General features: G+C 46.7%; 10 protein-coding genes, 1 tRNA gene and 2 rRNA genes. 9 read left to right on the forward strand and 4 right to left on the reverse strand.

Annotation, left to right across the window (positions count from 1 at the left end; all coding sequences use genetic code 11):
- Nucleotides 1-99: 99 nt before the first annotated feature.
- On the forward strand, nt 100-333 hold the full coding sequence (locus AC5YB1_RS05980; RefSeq protein WP_494521115.1) for a cytochrome c3 family protein: 234 nt from the start codon (nt 100-102) through the stop codon (nt 331-333).
- Nucleotides 334-614: 281 nt separating this feature from the next.
- Here the strand turns inward: AC5YB1_RS05980 and AC5YB1_RS05985 are convergent, their stop codons facing one another.
- Nucleotides 615-5,510 carry a S8 family serine peptidase gene (locus tag AC5YB1_RS05985; RefSeq protein WP_494521116.1) on the reverse strand — a complete coding sequence of 1,632 codons (4,896 nt, stop codon included), beginning with the start codon at nt 5,508-5,510 and terminating at the stop codon, nt 615-617.
- A 287-nt stretch (nt 5,511-5,797) separates the two neighbouring features.
- On the opposite strand from AC5YB1_RS05985, the gene AC5YB1_RS05990 reads away from it, so the two are divergent.
- Both AC5YB1_RS05990 and AC5YB1_RS05995 read left to right on the forward strand, forming a co-directional pair.
- Nucleotides 5,798-6,715: a LysR family transcriptional regulator gene (locus AC5YB1_RS05990; protein WP_494521117.1), complete on the forward strand. Its 918-nt coding sequence runs from the start codon at nt 5,798-5,800 to the stop codon at nt 6,713-6,715.
- A gap of 358 nt (nt 6,716-7,073) precedes the next feature.
- Nucleotides 7,074-8,936 (forward strand): methyl-accepting chemotaxis protein, encoded by a 1,863-nt coding sequence (locus AC5YB1_RS05995; protein WP_494521118.1) that lies wholly within the window; start codon nt 7,074-7,076, stop codon nt 8,934-8,936.
- Nucleotides 8,937-9,227: 291 nt separating this feature from the next.
- On the opposite strand, the gene AC5YB1_RS06000 is transcribed toward AC5YB1_RS05995, so the two are convergent.
- Nucleotides 9,228-9,303, reverse strand: a tRNA-Phe gene (locus AC5YB1_RS06000).
- 614 nt (nt 9,304-9,917) lie between these two features.
- Nucleotides 9,918-10,676 (reverse strand): outer membrane protein assembly factor BamD, encoded by a 759-nt coding sequence (locus AC5YB1_RS06005; protein WP_494521119.1) that lies wholly within the window; start codon nt 10,674-10,676, stop codon nt 9,918-9,920.
- A 122-nt stretch (nt 10,677-10,798) separates the two neighbouring features.
- Here AC5YB1_RS06005 and rluD point away from each other — a divergent pair, with 122 nt between their 5' ends.
- The 4 genes from rluD to AC5YB1_RS06025 all read left to right on the forward strand — a co-directional run bounded on the left by rluD (nt 10,799) and on the right by AC5YB1_RS06025 (nt 15,865).
- The gene (rluD, locus tag AC5YB1_RS06010; RefSeq protein WP_475514618.1) at nt 10,799-11,770 is read left to right on the forward strand and encodes a 23S rRNA pseudouridine(1911/1915/1917) synthase RluD; all 972 of its coding nucleotides are present in this window, start codon (nt 10,799-10,801) and stop codon (nt 11,768-11,770) included.
- Nucleotides 11,770-12,489, forward strand: a complete 720-nt coding sequence (pgeF, locus tag AC5YB1_RS06015; protein ID WP_494521120.1) for a peptidoglycan editing factor PgeF — start codon at nt 11,770-11,772, stop codon at nt 12,487-12,489. The genes rluD and pgeF overlap by 1 nt, the downstream gene beginning before the upstream one ends.
- A 112-nt stretch (nt 12,490-12,601) precedes the next feature.
- A complete protein-coding gene (gene clpB, locus AC5YB1_RS06020) occupies nt 12,602-15,175 on the forward strand; it encodes an ATP-dependent chaperone ClpB (protein WP_494521121.1) in 2,574 nt (857 codons plus the stop codon).
- A gap of 381 nt (nt 15,176-15,556) precedes the next feature.
- Nucleotides 15,557-15,865 (forward strand): hypothetical protein, encoded by a 309-nt coding sequence (locus tag AC5YB1_RS06025; RefSeq protein ID WP_494521122.1) that lies wholly within the window; start codon nt 15,557-15,559, stop codon nt 15,863-15,865.
- Between the two features lie 68 nt (nt 15,866-15,933).
- Here the strand turns inward: AC5YB1_RS06025 and AC5YB1_RS06030 are convergent, their stop codons facing one another.
- Complete coding sequence (locus AC5YB1_RS06030) at nt 15,934-16,377, reverse strand: DUF4124 domain-containing protein (protein WP_494521123.1); 444 nt, start codon at nt 16,375-16,377, stop codon at nt 15,934-15,936.
- A 1,263-nt stretch (nt 16,378-17,640) separates the two neighbouring features.
- Between AC5YB1_RS06030 and AC5YB1_RS06035 the strand changes: the two genes are divergently transcribed.
- Both AC5YB1_RS06035 and AC5YB1_RS06040 read left to right on the forward strand, forming a co-directional pair.
- A 16S ribosomal RNA gene (locus tag AC5YB1_RS06035) occupies nt 17,641-19,187 on the forward strand.
- A gap of 339 nt (nt 19,188-19,526) precedes the next feature.
- Nucleotides 19,527-22,420, forward strand: a 23S ribosomal RNA gene (locus tag AC5YB1_RS06040).
- The 16S and 23S rRNA genes sit together here, the layout of an rRNA operon.
- The last annotated feature ends 87 nt before the right edge of the window (nt 22,421-22,507 follow it).

Genomic DNA, 22,507 nt, shown 5'->3' on the forward strand with positions numbered 1-22,507 from the left:
TTAGCGAAAATTGAGGTTCGCTGTAAAAGCTAAATTGAGCGTCACCTTTATTTCACTATTTTGTCAGTTTGGCCATAGCCGCTGACTCTAGGAGCCACTATGAAATATCTCGCTATTGTTGCCGCCTTACTCTTTGCTGGTTCAGCTGCAGCACTCGATTGCACTGAATGCCATGAGAAAGTCGATTTGACGGTACACCAAGAAGCCGAAGCAACGTTGGCTACATGTAGTGATTGTCATGGCATCAATGATGCTCACGCGATCGACATGGAAATGCATACCCCTGAATTAACGATTACTGAGTGCGCTGATTGCCACGGTTTAGAAAAGTAATTATCGGCTAGCCAAATTGTTGTAATAAAAGCCATCTTATTTATAAGGTGGCTTTTTTTATGGCATGTTTCACACCAAGGTGCCATCCAATAATCTTATCTCAAATACCAAAATTCCGAATCGTTGTTACAGCTCACTTAGGTGGGGAGTACTAAAAAAAGGGCCCTCGTTGAGGACCCTTTGTTGGCATTACCTTGTTAGCGTCAACTTAAGATTGAGCCTTCGACTGAATGATTCAGTTTTAGGCCCAGGTATTAAGCGACTCTGTTAAAGCTTCAGTGTTAGTGAAACTTTCTACGACGTCCAGCTGCCAATGCTAATAAGCCAACGGCCAAGAAACCTAAGCTGCCACCATCATCATCGGGAGTTTCTGGTGCTGGCGCTTCAGGCTCTGGTGCTGGTGGCGTCGGTTCTACGCCGTCAGACATAACCACGAGTGTAAAGCTGGTGTGTACTGCATCGTTAGGGAAGGTGATGTCATGGGCTGTAACCGTAACGGTGGTTTCGCCATGCCAATCTTGCTCTGGTGTTAAGGTCACCAAGTTACCTTCGATAACGGCACTAACGTGCTCGCCACTGACTTTAATGCCATTAGCGGTATTTTCTTTATCTTGTATTAGCACCTCAAAGCTTATGCTGTCATTTTCATCGACAGACATATCATTAAGCGCGCCAATAGACAGATTCGATGGCACGTTAATGACTGTGGTAGTTGTGATGCTATCGCTGCCGGTGTAGTCACTGTCTACCGCTAGGTTAAGTGCTTGACCAACTGCTGTGGCACTGACTCTAGCTGAAAACGACACTTTAATTTCAGATTGCTCTGGGCCAGCATAGTTAGCACAGACCACAAGTCCTTCTTCAATCTTTGAGTCAAGATCGTCAAAGGCAAAGCCATCACCACTATAACCATAACTTGGGCCATAGGTGCCCCGTGGGCCATAGTAGCCATGCAGACCAATTGACCCTAAGTGTGATTTAGCGCCTTGAATTTTGTCATAAGCGAACACAAATTCATGCTTGCCAGGGGTGAAGTCTATTTTACTCGAGGCAATCACTTCGAAGCTATAACGTGCGTCGTAGTCTGGCTCGAAGTTAACCCCCCATGCAAACTCTTGGCGCATATTATCCCATTCGACAATCAGGTAATCACCGCTTACCGTGCTTGCCATACTCACACCATCTAGGCTGTCGGTGTCCATGTTGTATTCAGATAGAATAAAACCGTCGCCGCGCCATAGTGGGGCAATAATCGTGTCAGGGAAGAAATCTGCAGCAACAGGATAGTGCGCAGGCCAGAACAGCGGCATGCTATCAAGTTGAATAAAGCCACCGGGTGAAATGGCGAGCGTATCTGGCTCCATATAATCAGGGTTATTGTTATACAGTGGGATACGGTCAATACCAAAGATGTTTAATGGTAAGATCACGGTGTCATTTGAACGACCTTGGATCGCTGGCTCTGCGGTGATACCCGCTTCGCTAAGTAGATCTAAGTAGTATGGGTTTGAGCCGATGGGGACTCGACAGCTCTCATCTACAGCACTGGTGGTGTAGTGATATTGACGTTTTTGAGCGTTACTCGCCATCTGAACTGTGCTTAAGCTGATCTGCTGTCCTTCAATATTGATTGAATCTTGCAGACTTTGGTTGTTGCTAATTGCTGTGACAGTGTCAGCCAACAGTTGCAAGCCTTCTGGTAGCGTAAGATGCATGTTCACATCTCGCTCTAGCCCAAGGGTGTTGGGGGCCAGTGTCACGGTGACATCGACAACATCGCCTTCTTTAGCTTGTTCTTGACTGGTCACAATAGCAACATCGTCACCGCCGTGAACCAAATGGACAGCCATCTTACCAATGTTACCGACATTGTCAGCGCTGCTACCCACTTCAATTACGCCATAGAAACGATCGCCTTTTTCTGCGCCAGGCAATGTCCAATGCATCTGCAGTTGGTAAGGGTCAAGCCCATTGGTGCTTTGTGGTCCTGTGACGTCTAACTGTTGATTACTTTCATTGGGAATAACCGCTAAGCTAGTCGTGATACTGTCTTGGGTATCTTTAGCATCGCCATAGAGGCTCTTATTGTTGCTAACCAGAGCCCAGTAACGACCCGGTACGGGATTATTGATGTTGCAGTAGTCGAGGATGTCGGTCGATGAGAAACAAATTGCTTCGTCATACCAGTCAACTAGTCCATTTTCATTGAGATCAATACCGATATCAACCTTGCTCACAGCAGATTTATCTTCAGCCGTTATTTCCCAGACGATACGACTCGTGCCTTCTGGTACATCGAAGAATTGGATATCAATACCTGGATTGCTCTTTAGCGTTTCAGGCTGAGTGTAATCAGGGAGTTTTGATGCACTAAGCTTATGTTCAGTCATTTGCCCAGCGGTTAAGCCATGGACTTTTACATTGAGCTCACTAATCTCTTTGGTCATCAACTCAGGCGTCAGCACGGTACCCGTGTCACGGTGGATCATGCCCGATACCATTTCTGGCAGGCTGGAGCCGCTATAACGAGCCATTACAGGCAGGTACTGTTTTGATAGGTTGCTATCTTTAGGGGTGATTTCAACCTTACCAAACACCTCGTTAGACGAAGAGTTCGCATTAACCGATGACACATCCAGCACTTTGGCGGTAACCATAATGCTTTGCGACTGGCCAGCCTTGAGGCTAAAACTGTTTGGATAGACACCTAACTCAAGGAAAGGCGCACCTTCGGCTTCGAGTCCAGTTGCGCTGATATCCCATTCACCATCGGTTGTCGCGGTAAAGGTACGCATCCAGGTACAGCTGCTTTTACATTCAGCATTCACTAAGTAAGGCACGTTCAGCGCGGTAACATCACCGCCTTCTTCTGGATTGGCTGCGCGGTAGTTATCAGCCGTTTCATCCATGACTAAGCCCGCTTTCATTGCGCGAGCTACGTTAATGACACCACTACCCATCTCATAGAAGGTGGCTTCTTTGAGCTCGGGTGGATAACTTCTACCATATGACTTTCCTGGCAGAGCCGTGGTCATCAAGGCTGATTGGATCATCGCCGGAGTCCATTGTGGATAGGCTTGAGTCAGTAGCGCTAATGCACCCGCCACGTGTGGGCCAGACATAGAGGTACCACTGATTGCCACGTAATCACTTGGCGCTGGGTACATGCTAAAGGGCATTTCATCGGCGTAAGCGGCAAAAATATCCACCCCAGGCGCAGATACGTTGGGCACCATCACATTAGGATTGCTCAGGCTAGGACCGCGTGATGAGAAGCTGGCTAACACATCGGCTTCACGTTCGGTGGTCACAATCTCAGATGGATAAATACTGGCTTGTGCATCCTGTGTGTTGGCAACCCATTCGGTGAGTTTTCTACCCGCATTGTAGTCAACATGTAACCCTGGAATGGGGAACGTATTTAAGTTCAAGCTATTACCGCCGGTACCATCGTCCCAATTAATCGCATTGTAGAGTATGACAGCACCTGCACCGCCTGCAGCAACATTGACGCCTTTGTCGACACGGGCGATATCGCCACGTTTACACAAGACAATCTCATTGCTGTTAAAGGTATTGGCTGGGAACGGGGTTAGACAGAGTGCATCGCCATAATGGGCTGCATCTACCAGAGTACCGCTGAACTCACCCGTAATGCCGGCACCGGTGATATCTTCTGGTGCGTTTGCACCAACAAAATCGGTAAGCCTACCAGGGATTTGGTCGATTTTACGGCCATGGGTGCTAGCAGCAACCGAGGTTAACCAAGGTGATACATGGTCTATATAAGATGGGCCGTATTGGCCCCAGTTACCTGCAGAAGCTGCGACAGAAATGCCTGATTCACGCGCGGCCAGAAATGCCATCTCGATGGCATCATACCAAGGTAAACTCTCTAAACCACCAATGGAGAAGTTAATGACATCAACGCCGTCGATAATGGCATCTTCTATCGCGGCCACAAGTGCATCTCCAGGGCAACCACCATAGGTTTCACTGTAAGAGCCATCTCCGGCATAACAGGCTTGATAAGCGATAATGTTGGCACGTGGTGCAACACCCGATATTTCAGGGAACACTAATGGCGTTGGTACACCATCAGAAGATTCTGTCATGCCATTAAGTGGGAAGTTCACATTATACAGTAGGTTACCCGCAACCGTACTAGCAGTATGTGAGCCGTGACCGCTATAATCTTCGCCGTTAGGTGGGCGCTTATAATCGACATCCCAACGTGGAACATCCGGTTGATAAACTGGGTCTTTATAGCTATCTGTAATGACTTCGTACGAGCGAACCCCTATCAGTTTGCTGTTACACATCATAGGGTATTCGAGACAATCACCTATGTAATTCCCTTCGCCCAATGGGTTGGTGTGCTTATATCCGTCACCTGCAACGGCGGCAAATGAGGGGTGGTCCGAGTTAATTCCGGTATCGATAATACCGGCAATAATCCCTTCACCACGTAGCTCAACCCCATCGGGGGCGCTTGAGCCTTGCCAAACCATGTCTGCACCAATGTGCTTTGGTCCTGCGTCGGTAAATAGTTTGTACTCTTTAGCGCGGGTGACCGCCTTGACACCAGCCATTTTCGCCACATCGGCGGCTTGCTGCTGTGTGAGAGTTAGAGTCATACCGTTTAAGGCAACATTAAAGCGCTGTTTAATTTGAACATCGGGGGCGACCATCCTAATTTGGTTCACCGCGCGATCTTGCGCTTGTGTTAAGAACTTCTTGTAGCTCTTAGCCGCAGGGCTTTTGACATCTAAAGTGCCACGGCCACTACTGCGCATATTGGATTGCTGGCTGCGTGGAGAGGTCGCAGCATAATCTGGACGCTCGCCTTGATATAGCGCGATTGGCGCATCCATTAACTGAATGATATAGGTATGCTGACCTTGAATCTCGTCTTCCCACACAAAAGGCGCTTGATGATTACTGCCTTTTGCTGCGCGATGAACATTGAGACCGATTTGTCCGGGGGGGGTGGCTTTGCTTGCTGCTGAATGGGAAGATTTGTTGTTGTACTTTTCCAGCAGTTCGGGCGTAATTTTGACACCGACCAAATTATTGGCTTGGCGCAGTTCTGGGGACAAGGGGTCAGCAACAAGCGCCCCTAATCCTGTCGCATATAACGCGGCTAGCGTCATAATGCTGATCTTCTTAAGTTTCATGCTTCATTCCTTGTTTATTTTTATTGTTGCGACATTGTTAATCATCGCCGCTCGATTGTTACGGTTTATATTGTTGAGACGCCAATGCGTTATGCGTATGAAGGTATAGCTAAAAGCCATGAGGCTCACCTGTTTTGGTTTTTAATCTTTTTTATCAGTAGTTTGACTCTTTGCATTTTGGTTGGGCATTACTAAAGGTGATACAAAGTGTCACAGCAACTTGGTTGTTGATCTTTTGTTGTAACTGTATGTTGTGTTTTTGTTATCTGGTTGCGAGTGAGAGTGGGGTGATTGAGTTCAGACATTTACGAAATTTTAGCGTCCTTGCTAAGGAGCAAAATTATCAAAAGGCTGCCAAACGGCTTAATCTCGCTCAGCCATCATTGACCAGAAGCATACAAAGACTGGAGAGTTTGCTCGGCACCGAGCTACTCAATCGCGGTCATCAATCGATGACACTGACGGCATCGGGCGAATTAGTGTTAAGTCATAGCGATACTATCTTGGACAGTGTCGATACTTTACGTAAAGAGCTGCATTGTTTACTTGGTAAAAGTAGCGGTCACTTATTAATTGGCGCCAGCCCAGTACCAGCTAATACCATTATTGGCCCAGCAATAGGGCGCTTTATTGAGCAGCACCCCGATGTGCATGTAGAGTTGAAGGTCGCGACATGGCAGCAGCATATACAGCAACTGCTTCAAGGTAAGTTGTCGTTATTGGTCACAGATATCAAAGGGGAGGCGTTAGGCCATGATGCATTACTGCAGACATTTAACTTACCGTCTTACCACGCGGTATTTTGTGTACGAAAAAACCATCCTTTGGCAGTGAAACCTGAACTGACTTTAGCAGACATACGTCATTATCCTTTGGCAATACCGCGGAATTTGCCTACTGGAGTGATGGAGTCTTTTGCTGATCTATTTTCGCCATACCGTGATGATTTTGCTGGCTTACTTCGTTATGACACCTTTCAACCCATAAGTGCTGCACTACAACATTCTCAAATGGTAGCGCTAGCGCCTCAAGTTAGCGTGATAGAGGGGCAAACCAAGCCATCACTGTGCGCCTTGAGCCCCATAGACATGCCCCCTTTGGATGTGTGTTTTAGTATTGTGATGCTGAAAAAGCAAAACTGCACAGTCACGAGTCGATTTGTGCATCAATTGCTTTCAAGTGTCGCAGAGTCATCAATATCGTGATGGTAGCGATGACTTGCAGTAGGCTTAGCGACTAGGGCAATAATGGGGCGAAATGCTGTGCTACAAGGCGGCATCGCTTTTGAGTTGTTTTATCAATCTACTCTTTATGTCTTAAGGAAGTGTTAAATGAGTATGGGGGCAATGCCCAAGCTATTTTGAGGGTTTTTCCCATTTTCTGGTCTTACCTGTGGGTAATTTGTCTAAATCTGCAGCGGTTAATAGGCTTGGTGTTAAGAAAGAGCGTGGCTCGGCCGACATAAACTATAATCGCTAAAGGGTGATCGTCTTTTATTCAAGTGTGTTGAGAGTCGATCAAGCTTACATTGCCCAGCTAATTTACTCTAAGGATCTCTTCTCTATGCTCATTCGCCACAAATTGCTTGTTAGTGCCGCTGTATCTATTTGTTCGGTCATTGCGATGTTTGGTTTACAGCTTTATTCAGGCGATACGCTCGATGATCTTTCTCATGCTGCGCAGAGAGTGATTGAACTGGAAAAAGAAGTACTGAGTTTACGTAAAGATGAGAAAGATTTTTTTGTGCGTCTAGAGTTGAGCTATCTAGACCAACATAAAATCAATGCCAGCGAACTCGACAGCACCATGGCTGCGCTCAACGAGACGTTCGACCACTATGGTATCCCTTCCGCAACATTAGATGGTTTCAAACAAAGCGTAGAGCGTTACGAGAGCGTGTTTATTGATATTGTAAGCTTGCAGCAAAAGATAGGCTTACACCCCAAAGATGGCTTGTATGGCGCGCTGCGCAGGTCGGTACATGAAGTGGAATCAGTCGTTACGCAATATAATGAAGCCGAAATGATGGTGACCATGTTGCAGTTAAGGCGCAATGAAAAAGATTTTATGCTGCGTCGAGACGTAAGTTACGTTGATAAATTCAATACTAACCTAGATAAATTAAAACAACAGGTCAGCGATTCTATGTTAGAGAGTCGTGTCCAGTCACAACTCATTGGATTTATTGATGGTTATCAAGCCAGTTTTAAGATGTTAGTCGATACTGAAACAGAACTGGGTTTGACCAAAAATGATGGCCAAATGGAGCTTTTAAGAGAGAGTATTGCTAAGGCTGAAGACGATTTAGTGATGTTAAAAAAACAGTCACTGACAGCGATTGATAGTGCAGAGACCAGGGCGACTACCATAGGCCTTGTAGTGTTTATTTTGATCTCCATCATTTTAGTCGCTTTCACCTTAGCAATTATACGCAGCATCATGGATCCCGTTAAAAAGATCAGCGATGCAATTTCGAAAATCGAAGAAACTAAAGATTTAACCTTACGCTGCGATACCACTGCAGATGATGAGATTAGTCAGATAGGTATTCATTTTAATAGCATGGTCGATTCACTGCAGCAGCTGATTAAGCAAGTGTTAGATTCTGTCGATATGGTTAATCGTTCGTGCAAAGAATTGTCTGAAAACTCCATTCGTGCATCAGAAGGGGTGAGTCGCCAACTGAATGAAACCGATATGGTTGCAACCGCAATCACCGAAATGGGCGCCACCATTGATGAGATCGCCAATAATACAGAGTTGGCCGCAGAGCGTGCCAGTAATACCCATAATAATGCGCAGCAGGGACAAGTGGGTGTGGTGCAGACAATCGAAAAAATTCAAGCATTGGCAGAGCAACTTAATAGCTCTGTGCAAGTGGTGGCTGATCTTGAAAAAGACAGCGAAACCATTGGCAGTGTGCTCGATGTGATCAGAGGTATTGCCGATCAAACTAACCTACTGGCGTTGAATGCAGCCATTGAGGCTGCTAGAGCCGGTGAGCAAGGCCGTGGTTTTGCAGTCGTAGCTGATGAGGTTAGAAGTTTAGCTATGCGCACCCAAGAGTCGACTGAGGAGATTTCTGGCATTATTGAAACCTTACAGTCGCGCACGCGCTCGATTGTAGAGTTAATGGAGTCGACCCAGAAGCAGGGCAGCGAAAGTGCGGCAGAGGCGGCAAACGCTGGTGCTTTGCTAGAACAAATTAATGCCGATGTAACCAATATTATGGATATGAGCACACAAATAGCGGCCGCTATCGAAGAGCAGAGCGCAGTGGCCTCAGAGGTGAATCAAAACGTGGTGATCATTCGCGATATTGCAGCCGACTCTGCAACGGCTGCGCAAGAAAATGCCAATGCTTCTGATGAAGTACGTGCGCGAACTGAAGCGCTACATCAGGCGGTAAGCTTATTTAAGATTTAATTTTTACCCTAGCAGCAAAACAACAGGGCCAGGGTGTTTCACCTTGGCCCTGTTGTTTTTAATCCTCTTAACAAGGATGAGTTAAATGTTGAGGGCGCAGATAGTTTGGTGGTGTAGATAGTTTAAGTGATGGTTTAGGTAGCTTAGGCGGTGGCTGAGATGTGAATCGCCACAAGTTTACATCACGACTCTTTCACCACTCAATTAATGATAGTTTTAAAATCTACAGATACAAAAAAGCCTCGCATTGCGAGGCTTTTTTGTTTAGTTGCCGCAGCACCTAATTAAATTTGGTGCCCGAACCCGGAATCGAACCAGGGACACGAGGATTTTCAATCCTCTGCTCTACCGACTGAGCTATTCGGGCGACGGGGTGCATTAAATAGCTTTTCGGGATTTGAGTCAACCCATTTATTAAAAATATGCTTCAAAAGCTTCCGTTTGAATAAGTTTTGCACGAAACGTGCTTTTTTATAGCAATAATCATTTTAAAGCCGTGTTTAGGTTAGTGTGATGTTTTGCGGGATGCTCCTATGGGGTAAACGATGAAGAGGTGTTCGGCCTATTAAATACGAGTACGGTATACAGCAAGGTGAATGCTTGTATGGTTAGTCGCAGATGTAAGTTAGAGAATCAACGTTGTCTCAGTGGATTGATGTGATTTCAGTGGCTTAGTATTGCGACTTAGATTGTCATTCAACATTGTTTTAGCAGGCGCGTAAGATAAGCGGAGATGTTGAATAGGAGGCTGCACTTAACGAGGTGCTCAGTCGGGACCATAGTACCAGTGAGTGAAGTTCACGGGCACAACGCTATGTTGTAAGTTGGTGGAGACACAGACAAGGCTGTGCGAGGTCGCGCTGTCGTGATGTGCACAAGCTTTGGGGATAAAAATGAAAATAGAGGGAGTCAAGTCTGGGTATTAAGGCTGACATTAACCTGTTAGTCGTTAATATCAGCCTAAGTATTACAATTAATGCGTTATTTTACTAATGGATTGCTGGGAAAATTGCTCTGCATCACCAATAATACATGCTTTTTAAGTTGCTCTTGTCCAAGCTCTTCATACGCGGTGGCCATGATCTCTAAGGCTCGTTCGGTATGAGGCGTACCCGGATATGATTCCATTACCGTTTGCGCTCTCACCGCCGCAGCACTCCAAGCGTTCATCTTGATATAGTATTCGGCGACGGTAATTGAGTACTTTGCTAGACGATTTTTTAAAAATTGCATACGTTTTTGCGCATCTGCAGCGTATTTGCTGTTAGGATACGACTTTATCAAACGGTCAAAATCTTTAAAGGCATCTTGTGCCGCTTTTGGGTCTCTATCTGTCCTGTCAATATTCAACATGTCATGAAACATGTAATTATCTGACTGCATATTGACGAGTCCACGCATATAATAGACATAATCTATATCTTTATGGGTGGGGTTTAAGCGAATAAAGCGATCGATATTAGCGATACCTGAAGCAGGATCGTTAAGTTTGTAGTATGCGTAAATCAGGTCTAACTGTACTTGAGTTTTGTGTGGACCGAACGGATAACGAGAGTCCAACGCTTCCAATGAGCGCACAGCTTTACTGTAGTTTCCTAACTCCATTGACGTTCTAGCTTGTGAATAAAGCACTTCAGGCGATGATTTAGTGAGTTCGATATCATCTTCTGGACTACTACTGCAAGCCGCGAGGGCCAGTGATAACAAGGCGACAGCTGCGCCTTTGGCAAAATTATGCATACTTGAATTCGATTCTTTTTAAGTTGTAGTTAAGAATTTTTCCATTTCAGGATAAAATAGAAACAATCCGATTGTAACAGATAGCACATTATTTTGGACCCCAAAACGCGGGTACGGTTCCTATGACACAAGAGATTAATCTAAAAAGCGAGATAACAGCAACACAAACTGGTCAAAGATTGGATCAAACTTTGGCCGAAATGTTCCCTGATTATTCGCGTACACGCATTAAAGAGTGGATACAGGCAGGCGCTGTCTATGTCGACGGTGTAGTGCAAACTAAGCCACGAGAAAAAGTACTCGAAGGCCAAGAAATTGAAGTGCAAGCTACGTTGCACGAAGAAACGAAAGCTGAAGCACAAGCCATTGACTTAAACATTGTCTATGAAGATGACCATATTTTGGTTATCAATAAGCCTGCTGGCTTAGTGGTGCATCCAGGTGCAGGTAACAGTGACGGTACCTTGCTAAATGCGTTATTGCACTATTGCCCTGAAATCGAGTTGGTGCCAAGAGCGGGTATCGTGCATCGTCTCGATAAAGACACCACAGGATTAATGGTGGTGGCTAAGACGGTGGAAGCGCAAACTCATTTAGTGGCGGCATTGCAAGCACGTGAAATTGTGCGTGAATATGAAGCGATAGTACAGGGCACCCTTATTTCGGGTGGCACTGTGGATGAGCCTATCGATCGTCATCCGACTAAGCGTACTCATATGGCTGTGGTACATAATGGTAAGCCAGCGGTTACCCATTATCGTGTCGCAGAAAAGTTTCGAGCCCATACGCGCTTGAGATTGCGCCTTGAATCTGGTCGTACGCATCAGATCCGCGTGCATATGGCCCATATTGGTCACGTATTAGTGGGCGATCCGGTTTACGCTGGCCGTCCGCGTCCGCCTAAAGGGGTGACGCCTGAGTTTTTCGAGATCTACATGGGCTTTAAGCGCCAAGCGCTACATGCGATCAGACTTGAGCTAGCTCATCCATTCACGTGTGAAATCATGAGCTGGCAGGCGCCAGTGCCTGATGATATGGTGCAATTGACTCGAGCGTTGCGTGAAGATACCAAAGCGCATCCGACCGATTATTAATGCTACCATCAGACTGGCTTATACCTAAAGGGGTGAAGCTCGCCTTCACCCAAAGACAGGGTGGTGTAAGCCAGCCGCCTTTCGATAGTCTTAATCTCGGTACCCACGTGGGTGACTCGTTCACCGATGTTATGCAAAATCGCGCTATTATTAGAAGCTCGTTAGCACTGCCATGTGAGCCAGCTTGGTTAGAGCAGGTGCATGGTGTCAAAGTGGTCGATCTTGATAATGATCAACAACGAGTTGCCGACGGCAGTTTTTGCCAAAGTACTAATCATGTTTGTGTGGTGCTGACTGCAGATTGCCTTCCGGTGCTTATTTGCGATAAACAGGCTACGCAAGTGGCTGCTGTTCATGCCGGTTGGCGCGGCTTGTGCGATGGCATTATTGAAGCTGCGATAGCGCAATTTGATGCGCCTGCCGATCAGCTATTGGTTTACCTAGGGCCCTGTATTGGTGCTACAGCCTTTGAAGTGGGTGATGACGTCAGGCAGCAATTTATCGCTAAACATCCGCAAACAGCGTTGTTTTTTAGCCCTCATGGCCATAAGTATATGGGTGATCTACAAGGGATCGCACGCTATCGGATTGAGCAAGCGGGTGTTACACGCCTGTTTTGCTTATCTGATTGTACTTATACCTTGAAGCAACGTTATTTCTCCTATCGCCGCGAGTCTGTTACCGGACGAATGGCATCCTTAATTTGGTTAGAAAAGTAGCAGCTTTTTGGCCTTTTAACGCCTGCTGAAACTTGAATTAAGCAAAAATGCCCCCATCTTTAAATTAACAAAATACTGAAGGTTGACTTCATTCGTTAGTTTAGGAGGTTGTATGCGGCTTGATCGTATGACAAATAAATTTCAGATAGCCATCTCCGATGCTCAATCATTAGCGTTGGGGCGTGACCATCAGTTCATTGAACCCATTCATTTAATGATGGCATTGCTTAATCAAGATAGTGGCTCTATCCATCCTTTGCTGACTCAAGCTGGGATCTCAGTGAGTACACTTCGCTCATCATTAAACCAAGAGCTTGAGCGTTTACCTCAAGTTGAAGGTACTGGTGGAGACATTCAGTTATCGCAGGCGTTAATTCGCTTGTTAAACCTATGCGATAAATTAGCGCAAAAGCGCAATGATAAATTTATTTCAAGTGAACTCTTTGTGTTGGCTGCCATCGAAGGCAGTGATGCATTGGCACAGTGCCTTAAAAAGTCTGGTGCGACCAAAGAGTTGTTGGAGCAAACCATATTGCAAATTCGCTCTGGTAAAAATATTGATGATCCTAATGCGGAAGATCAGCGTCAGGCATTGAAAAAGTTCACTGTAGATTTAACTGAGCGCGCCGAGCAAGGTAAGCTCGATCCTGTTATTGGCCGTGATGATGAGATCCGTCGTACTATCCAAGTGCTGCAGCGTCGTAGCAAAAACAACCCAGTCTTGATTGGTGAGCCTGGTGTGGGTAAAACGGCGATTGTCGAAGGCTTGGCACAACGTATCATTAACGGTGAAGTGCCCGAAGGGATCAAAAATAAGCGGGTATTGTCGCTCGATATGGGCGCATTGATTGCGGGGGCTAAATATCGTGGTGAGTTTGAAGAGCGCTTAAAAGCGGTGCTTAACGAGCTGGCACAAGAAGAAGGCCAGGTTATTCTGTTTATCGATGAGTTGCACACCATGGTCGGCGCAGGTAAAGGCGATGGTGCCATGGATGCAGGTAACATGTTAAAACCTGCGTTAGCCCGCGGTGATTTACACTGCGTCGGTGCAACAACGTTAGATGAGTATCGTCAATATATTGAAAAAGATGCCGCGCTTGAGCGTCGTTTCCAAAAAGTGTTGGTCGATGAGCCTAGCGTGGAAGACACTATCGCGATTTTACGTGGACTCAAAGAGCGTTACGAGTTGCATCATCATGTTGAGATCACCGATCCAGCGATTGTGGCGGCGGCGAGCATGTCTCACCGTTATATCTCGGATCGTAAATTACCGGATAAGGCGATCGACTTAATTGATGAGGCGGCATCGAGTATTCGTATTCAGATAGACTCAAAACCTGAGCCGCTAGATAAACTTGAGCGCCGGGCGATTCAGCTTAAGCTTGAAGAGCAAGCGTTAAGTAAAGAAAACGATGAAGCGAGCTTACGTCGCCTAAGTACGCTGCGCAGTGAGCTACGAGAAGTCGAAGAGAAAGTTGCCGAGCTTACTGAGATTTGGCATACCGAGAAAGCAGCCTTGGCTGGTACTCAACATATTAAAGCCGAACTCGAACAGGCTAGAATGGATATGGAAGTGGCGCGTCGTGCGGGGGATTTAACCCGGATGTCAGAGCTACAATATGGCCGTATTCCTGAGCTTGAAAAGCAACTTGATTTAGCTTCTCAAGCTGAAATGCAAGATATGACCTTGTTGCGTAACAAAGTGACCGATATCGAGATCGCTGAGGTGCTCTCAAAGGCTACAGGTATTCCTGTGTCTAAGATGCTCGAAGGCGAGAAAGAGAAGCTCTTACAGATGGAAGATGCGTTGCATAAACGGGTAATTGGTCAAAATGAAGCCGTCAATGCCGTTGCTAATGCTATCCGTCGTAGCCGCGCAGGTCTTGCAGATCCTAACCGACCCATTGGTTCATTCTTATTCCTTGGACCAACGGGTGTGGGTAAGACAGAGCTGTGCAAATCGCTAGCGAAGTTTTTGTTTGATACCGAAGCGGCGATGGTGCGAATCGACATGTCGGAATTTATGGAGAAGCATTCAGTATCACGTTTAGTGGGTGCGCCTCCAGGATATGTGGGTTACGAAGAGGGTGGCTACTTAACCGAAGCGGTGAGACGTAAGCCTTACTCGGTTATCTTACTCGACGAGGTTGAGAAAGCGCATCCTGATGTATTCAACATCCTGTTACAGGTGCTTGATGATGGTCGTTTGACCGATGGACAAGGTCGTACGGTTGATTTCCGTAATACTGTGGTCATCATGACATCGAACTTAGGTTCAGACATTATTCAAGAGCGTTTTGGTGTGGCGACTTATGCCGAAATGAAAGCTGAAGTCATGAATGTCGTGACCCATAGCTTTAGGCCTGAGTTCCTTAACCGTATTGACGAGAGTGTCGTGTTCCATCCGTTAGAGTCAGAACACATTGCACATATTGCTAAGATTCAAATCGATAATCTTCGCGCTCGTCTTGCAGATAAGGACTTTGAATTAGAGATAAGTGATGACGCATTGGCGTTAATTGCTCAGGCTGGTTTCGATCCTGTTTATGGTGCACGCCCATTAAAACGTGCATTGCAGCAAGAGGTTGAAAACCCATTAGCGCAGCGTCTATTACGAGGTGAGTTAATCCCCGGTAAGCCAATCCATATTGGCAGCGCCGGTGGTGAGTTAACCTTTACTCAATAACGATGCGTAAGAGGTGTTAACCAATAGTCTGTACCATCGCTAAATTGACTTGTTAGCCTCTCCAACCAAAAAGCCCGAACTTATTATATTGAGTTCGGGCTTTTTTATTGGGTTAATCGTCCAGTAATTTGCCATCATTAACAAGGTAGCTATGATATGAAATATGACCCCATCAGGTAATGATTGAGTTGAGGGGGGCTTTACCTAGTGACTTTGTAATCATAAAAAACATTAACTACTATTGCTAATAGTGTTTTGCCTTGTAGTTTCAATATCGACTTGTTGTTAATAGGTTTAATCGTGTTGTCACAGCTATAGTTACAGTTACTACGTGTTGAACGTCATCGCATTGGAGGAGTTCTGAATGCCAAACTAGCCATATTGTCAGCAATAGCCCTTGCATTAACTGGGTGTAGCAGCTCATCGAGTACCGCGCCCGAATCGTTAACAAGTGCAACCTATATAGGTGTCGGTAATATCGAATACGATAGTTTATATCATTATGGTTACAATATAGGCTGTCGTAGCGCGGTAGCCGTGAAGGTTGACCCCACTAATAATGTGAACGTCGAATCAATGAAAGATCCCGTTCTTGATGGATTAACTGAATTTGATAAAGGTTGGCGCTCGGGCGTTAACGCTTGTGAGGATGGCATTAGTCGCTCTATGTATAGCGTTAAATCATCATAGATTGATGCTTAACCAACACTCACAATCGGTTTTGGGCTATAGGATAGGCCTTGCTTATGCGAATCAGGCTATTTGACACAAAATAGCCTGATTCTCTCTTGTTGTATTGAAATCGCTGCTTGCCTCTGCTCTTCGGTCATTTTTTCCATATCACCCGTTTGTTCATTTTTTTGTGTCAGTCTGGTGTGGGTATTGAGTAGGTTGAGTCGATGTTTAGCATTGCTACAAATCGCTTTTGCTTGTGCTTTATCTTGTAGCACTATTGCTTGTGTTGCAGTTTGCTCCGAGCTTTTAGTTGGCGCACTTGCCGCAGTCACTTTTGGCGCAATAAATCCCACTTTCTGTTGTTCTATCTCTTCGCTGTACAATGTTTCCGATGACTTTTCTGGCGGGACCTGTTGACTGTAATTAGTCACCCCATTCTCATCAACCCACTTATAAATGGTTGTCGCCAATACCGCAGGGCTCAAGGCTAGTGTAAGTAATAGTGCATAATACCGATTTTTAATCATCTTGCTGTCCATAATAAGATTAGCGAGTGTGGCTACCTGATTTTATATTCCTAACGAAATATGCGCTACCTGCTAGTTAAGCAGATTATCAACGTGAGGCAAAATTAGCTGCTATCGTGTCAAGATAACGCCGCCATCAAGGATATGCAAAACTTAAACAACATTACGTTAAACAGCAAATGTGACCGCTTCGTTGACGCAACCTATTCACTGGAAATGAACCAGTACTTAAAGTGTTTAGTAGGACCATGTTCAATAGAACAAATCCACTTCCCTTTTTCTGTGCCTGTATGCAAAAGCCCCTAAGGGATGCCGAATAAGAGGGAGGGGAAGCTAACAGGGCGTTTGGCTTAGGCTTATTTTTGCATGTTAATGAAGATGGCGGTGGGCGAATCATACTAATGTGGAGTCGCATTGTAGAACTGCATTACGTTAAACTTATATCCCAATCATCGCTCTTAGCGCTTGTTATGTAGACGATAGGCATAATAAATTATGGCGCACCGATCATCTGTGCCCGTTAACCTATCGACTCGTTAAATAATCTTTGGCAAATTCTTACATATTTTCTGCAAAATGAATCAATCTGTGCCAGACTTATTTTCCCGCTCAACAATGCCTCGTTAAATAACGAACTATTTATCGCATGATAATTGAGCATTTTGAGTTGGGATGTGGCATTTATAGAGTGGTTTCATCGGTTTTTGTTCAAAAAATGGGCGGGCGTGATTTAATACGCAAAAAGCCCTTGCGCCCATCCGAGAACTGCCTATAATGCGCATCCACTGACACGGCACAGCAGGCCAACTACCTAGGTAGTACGGGACTTGCAGCGGTGTTAGCGAGTTGAACTCTTCGGAGATTAACTCAGGTGATAAGCACTTTTAAGGGCTTCGACTGATGGCTTCTGTTTAAGAAATCATCGCTTGGAAAGCTTCTTAAAATAAGCACTTGACGCCAACAACGGGACGTGTAAAATACGCATCCCTAAGCCAACGACCTAGCGTCAACGGCGGCTAAATGAAAGATTGATTCTCTCATGCTAGCAACGCTCTTTAACAAGATGAAACAAGAAATCTGTGTGGACACTCACAGGTGTTGAGTTAATCGAAATTGCCTAACCTTCGGGTTGGCAATCAAAGAATTAAATCAATGTAACGATGAGTGTTCATAGCAATATGTACAAACGTTTTTAAGATTCTTCCGAGTCTTTTAAACGGAATCAGAATTCATTGAGCCGAATCGCAAGATTCAACAAAACTTTAATTGAAGAGTTTGATCATGGCTCAGATTGAACGCTGGCGGCAGGCCTAACACATGCAAGTCGAGCGGTAACAGGAAGAAAGCTTGCTTTCTTTGCTGACGAGCGGCGGACGGGTGAGTAATGCCTAGGGAACTGCCCAGTCGAGGGGGATAACAGTTGGAAACGACTGCTAATACCGCATACGCCCTACGGGGGAAAAGAGGGGACCTTCGGGCCTTCTGCGATTGGATGTACCTAGGTGGGATTAGCTAGTTGGTGAGGTAATGGCTCACCAAGGCGACGATCCCTAGCTGTTCTGAGAGGATGATCAGCCACACTGGGACTGAGACACGGCCCAGACTCCTACGGGAGGCAGCAGTGGGGAATATTGCACAATGGGCGCAAGCCTGATGCAGCCATGCCGCGTGTGTGAAGAAGGCCTTCGGGTTGTAAAGCACTTTCAGCGAGGAGGAAAGCTTAAGCGTTAATAGCGTTTAGGTGTGACGTTACTCGCAGAAGAAGGACCGGCTAACTTCGTGCCAGCAGCCGCGGTAATACGAGGGGTCCAAGCGTTAATCGGAATTACTGGGCGTAAAGCGTACGCAGGCGGTTTGTTAAGCGAGATGTGAAAGCCCCGGGCTCAACCTGGGAATTGCATTTCGAACTGGCAGACTAGAGTCTTGTAGAGGGGGGTAGAATTTCAGGTGTAGCGGTGAAATGCGTAGAGATCTGAAGGAATACCGGTGGCGAAGGCGGCCCCCTGGACAAAGACTGACGCTCAGGTACGAAAGCGTGGGGAGCAAACAGGATTAGATACCCTGGTAGTCCACGCCGTAAACGATGTCTACTCGGAATTTGGTGTCTTGAACACTGGGTTCCCAAGCTAACGCATTAAGTAGACCGCCTGGGGAGTACGGCCGCAAGGTTAAAACTCAAATGAATTGACGGGGGCCCGCACAAGCGGTGGAGCATGTGGTTTAATTCGATGCAACGCGAAGAACCTTACCTACTCTTGACATCCAGAGAATTCGCTAGAGATAGCTTAGTGCCTTCGGGAACTCTGAGACAGGTGCTGCATGGCTGTCGTCAGCTCGTGTTGTGAAATGTTGGGTTAAGTCCCGCAACGAGCGCAACCCTTATCCTTATTTGCCAGCACGTAATGGTGGGAACTTTAGGGAGACTGCCGGTGATAAACCGGAGGAAGGTGGGGACGACGTCAAGTCATCATGGCCCTTACGAGTAGGGCTACACACGTGCTACAATGGCAAGTACAGAGGGTTGCAAAGCCGCGAGGTGGAGCTAATCTCACAAAGCTTGTCGTAGTCCGGATTGGAGTCTGCAACTCGACTCCATGAAGTCGGAATCGCTAGTAATCGTGGATCAGAATGCCACGGTGAATACGTTCCCGGGCCTTGTACACACCGCCCGTCACACCATGGGAGTGGGCTGCACCAGAAGTAGATAGCTTAACCTTTCGGGGAGGGCGTTTACCACGGTGTGGTTCATGACTGGGGTGAAGTCGTAACAAGGTAGCCCTAGGGGAACCTGGGGCTGGATCACCTCCTTACCTATACGACTAACTCAATATTTGCTGAGTGTTCACACAGATAACTTGTTCTTGTTAGAGCAGGTGGCACGTCTTAACGGCGATGCTTGTTCTTTAAAAATTTGGAAAGCTGATAGTGTTAATGTGAAAGGGATAGTGACGTACTTGTACGTGATTATTTGTAGCATTGACGCGAAAATTAAAATTGAGTTCTCAAACACTTAAATCAAGTGCCGAGTCATTGTAATGATGATTCATGAGTATTCTTTTGGCGAAAGTAAACACCATTAGTTGCGATACAACATCAAGCTTACCCGCTTGATAAAGTTTGTTTCCTTGTGAAACTCATTTGGGTTGTATGGTTAAGTGACTAAGCGTATACGGTGGATGCCTTGGCAGTCAGAGGCGATGAAGGACGTAGTAACTTGCGAAAAGCGTTGGCGAGCTAGTAACAAGCATTTGAGCTAACGATGTCCGAATGGGGAAACCCACATGCATAAGCATGTATCACAACATGAATACATAGTGTTGTGAGGCGAACCCGGGGAACTGAAACATCTAAGTACCCGGAGGAAAAGAAATCAACCGAGATTCCCCTAGTAGCGGCGAGCGAACGGGGATTAGCCCTTAAGCGTAGAGGGTGTTAGTGGAATGTGTTGGAAAGCACAGCGGCACAGGGTGATAGCCCCGTACATGAAAACTAACTTTACGTGAAAACGAGTAGGACGGGACACGTGACATCTTGTCTGAACATGGGGGGACCATCCTCCAAGGCTAAATACTCCTGACTGACCGATAGTGAACCAGTACCGTGAGGGAAAGGCGAAAAGAACCCCTGTGAGGGGAGTGAAATAGAACCTGAAACCGTATACGTACAAGCAGTGGGAGCGGTTCTTGAGACCGTGACTGCGTACCTTTTGTATAATGGGTCAGCGACTTACATTTTGTAGCGAGGTTAAGCGAATAGCGGAGCCGTAGGGAAACCGAGTGTTAACTGCGCGTTTAGTTGCAAGGTGTAGACCCGAAACCCGGTGATCTAGCCATGGGCAGGTTGAAGGTTGAGTAACATCAACTGGAGGACCGAACACACGTATGTTGAAAAATGCGGTGATGACTTGTGGCTGGGGGTGAAAGGCCAATCAAACCGGGAGATATCTGGTTCTCCTCGAAAGCTATTTAGGTAGCGCCTCGAGCGAATACCATTGGGGGTAGAGCACTGTTAAGGCTAGGGGGTCATCCCGACTTACCAACCCTTTGCAAACTCCGAATACCAATGAGTACTACTCGGGAGACACACGGCGGGTGCTAACGTCCGTCGTGAAAAGGGAAACAACCCAGACCATCAGCTAAGGTCCCAAAGTTATTGCTAAGTGGGAAACGATGTGGGAAGGCTTAGACAGCTAGGATGTTGGCTTAGAAGCAGCCATCATTTAAAGAAAGCGTAATAGCTCACTAGTCGAGTCGGCCTGCGCGGAAGATTTAACGGGGCTAAGCAATACACCGAAGCTATGGGTACTAGCGCTTGCGCTAGTGCGGTAGAGGAGCGTTCTGTAAGCCGTTGAAGGTGAAGGGGTAACCCACGCTGGAGGTATCAGAAGTGCGAATGCTGACATGAGTAACGATAAAGGGGGTGAAAAACCCCCTCGCCGAAAGACCAAGGGTTCCTGTCCAATGTTAATCAGGGCAGGGTGAGTCGACCCCTAAGGCGAGGCCGAAAGGCGTAGTCGATGGGAAACAGGTTAATATTCCTGTACTTCTGCTAACTGCGATGGAGAGACGGAGAAGGCTAGGCTAGCGCGGCGTTGGTTGTCCGCGTTTAAGGCTGTAGGTGGTGCACTTAGGCAAATCCGGGTGCACATACACTGAGAGTTGATGACGAGGTTCTACGGAACTGAAGTAGTTGATGCCATGCTTCCAGGAAAATCTTCTAAGCTTCAGGTTAGCAGGAATCGTACCCCAAACCGACACAGGTGGTTGGGTAGAGAATACCAAGGCGCTTGAGAGAACTCGGCTGAAGGAACTAGGCAAAATGGTACCGTAACTTCGGGAGAAGGTACGCTCCTGTTGGTGATGAGACTTGCTCTCTAAGCTGACGGGAGTCGCAGATACCAGGTGGCTGCAACTGTTTATCAAAAACACAGCACTGTGCAAACTCGCAAGAGGAAGTATACGGTGTGACGCCTGCCCGGTGCCGGAAGGTTAATTGATTGGGTTATCTTCGGAGAAGCTCATGATCGAAGCCCCGGTAAACGGCGGCCGTAACTATAACGGTCCTAAGGTAGCGAAATTCCTTGTCGGGTAAGTTCCGACCTGCACGAATGGCGTAATGATGGCCACGCTGTCTCCAGCCGAGACTCAGTGAAGTTGAAATTGCGGTGAAGATGCCGTATACCCGCGGCTAGACGGAAAGACCCCGTGAACCTTTACTATAGCTTGGCACTGAACATTGACCCTACATGTGTAGGATAGGTGGGAGACTTTGAAGCAGGAACGCCAGTTCTTGTGGAGTCAACCTTGAAATACCACCCTTGTAGTGTTGATGTTCTAACTCTGGCCCCTGAATCGGGGTTGAGGACAGTGCCTGGTGGGTAGTTTGACTGGGGCGGTCTCCTCCCAAAGAGTAACGGAGGAGCACGAAGGTTGGCTAAGTACGGTCGGACATCGTACGGTTAGTGCAATGGCATAAGCCAGCTTAACTGCGAGACATACACGTCGAGCAGGTGCGAAAGCAGGTCATAGTGATCCGGTGGTTCTGAATGGAAGGGCCATCGCTCAACGGATAAAAGGTACTCCGGGGATAACAGGCTGATACCGCCCAAGAGTTCATATCGACGGCGGTGTTTGGCACCTCGATGTCGGCTCATCACATCCTGGGGCTGAAGTCGGTCCCAAGGGTATGGCTGTTCGCCATTTAAAGTGGTACGCGAGCTGGGTTCAGAACGTCGTGAGACAGTTCGGTCCCTATCTGCCGTGGGCGTTGGATGATTGAAGGGAGCTGCTCCTAGTACGAGAGGACCGGAGTGGACGAACCGCTGGTGTTCGGGTTGTCATGCCAATGGCATTGCCCGGTAGCTACGTTCGGAATCGATAACCGCTGAAAGCATCTAAGCGGGAAGCGAGCCCTAAGATGAGTCATCCCTAGGACTTTAAGTCCTCTAAAGGGCCGTAGGAGACTACTACGTTGATAGGCAAGGTGTGTAAGCGTTGTGAGGCGTTGAGCTAACTTGTACTAATGACCCGTGAGGCTTAACCATACAACCCAAAAGGGTTTCTAACTAAGTGAATACTTAGCGAAAGAATACCGACACTTGATTTAGTGTGACTCAAATTTAAAACAGCTT

This window comes from Shewanella sp. 433 (assembly GCF_059338565.1).

Coding starts and splice junctions, on each gene's coding strand:
- clpB (WP_494521121.1), top strand. CDS start 12,602: ATGCGGCTTGATCGTATGACAAATAAATTTCAGATAGCCATCTCCGAT.
- AC5YB1_RS05985 (WP_494521116.1), bottom strand. CDS start 5,510: ATGAAACTTAAGAAGATCAGCATTATGACGCTAGCCGCGTTATATGCG.
- AC5YB1_RS05980 (WP_494521115.1), top strand. CDS start 100: ATGAAATATCTCGCTATTGTTGCCGCCTTACTCTTTGCTGGTTCAGCT.
- pgeF (WP_494521120.1), top strand. CDS start 11,770: ATGCTACCATCAGACTGGCTTATACCTAAAGGGGTGAAGCTCGCCTTC.
- AC5YB1_RS05995 (WP_494521118.1), top strand. CDS start 7,074: ATGCTCATTCGCCACAAATTGCTTGTTAGTGCCGCTGTATCTATTTGT.
- AC5YB1_RS06005 (WP_494521119.1), bottom strand. CDS start 10,676: ATGCATAATTTTGCCAAAGGCGCAGCTGTCGCCTTGTTATCACTGGCC.
- AC5YB1_RS06030 (WP_494521123.1), bottom strand. CDS start 16,377: ATGATTAAAAATCGGTATTATGCACTATTACTTACACTAGCCTTGAGC.
- rluD (WP_475514618.1), top strand. CDS start 10,799: ATGACACAAGAGATTAATCTAAAAAGCGAGATAACAGCAACACAAACT.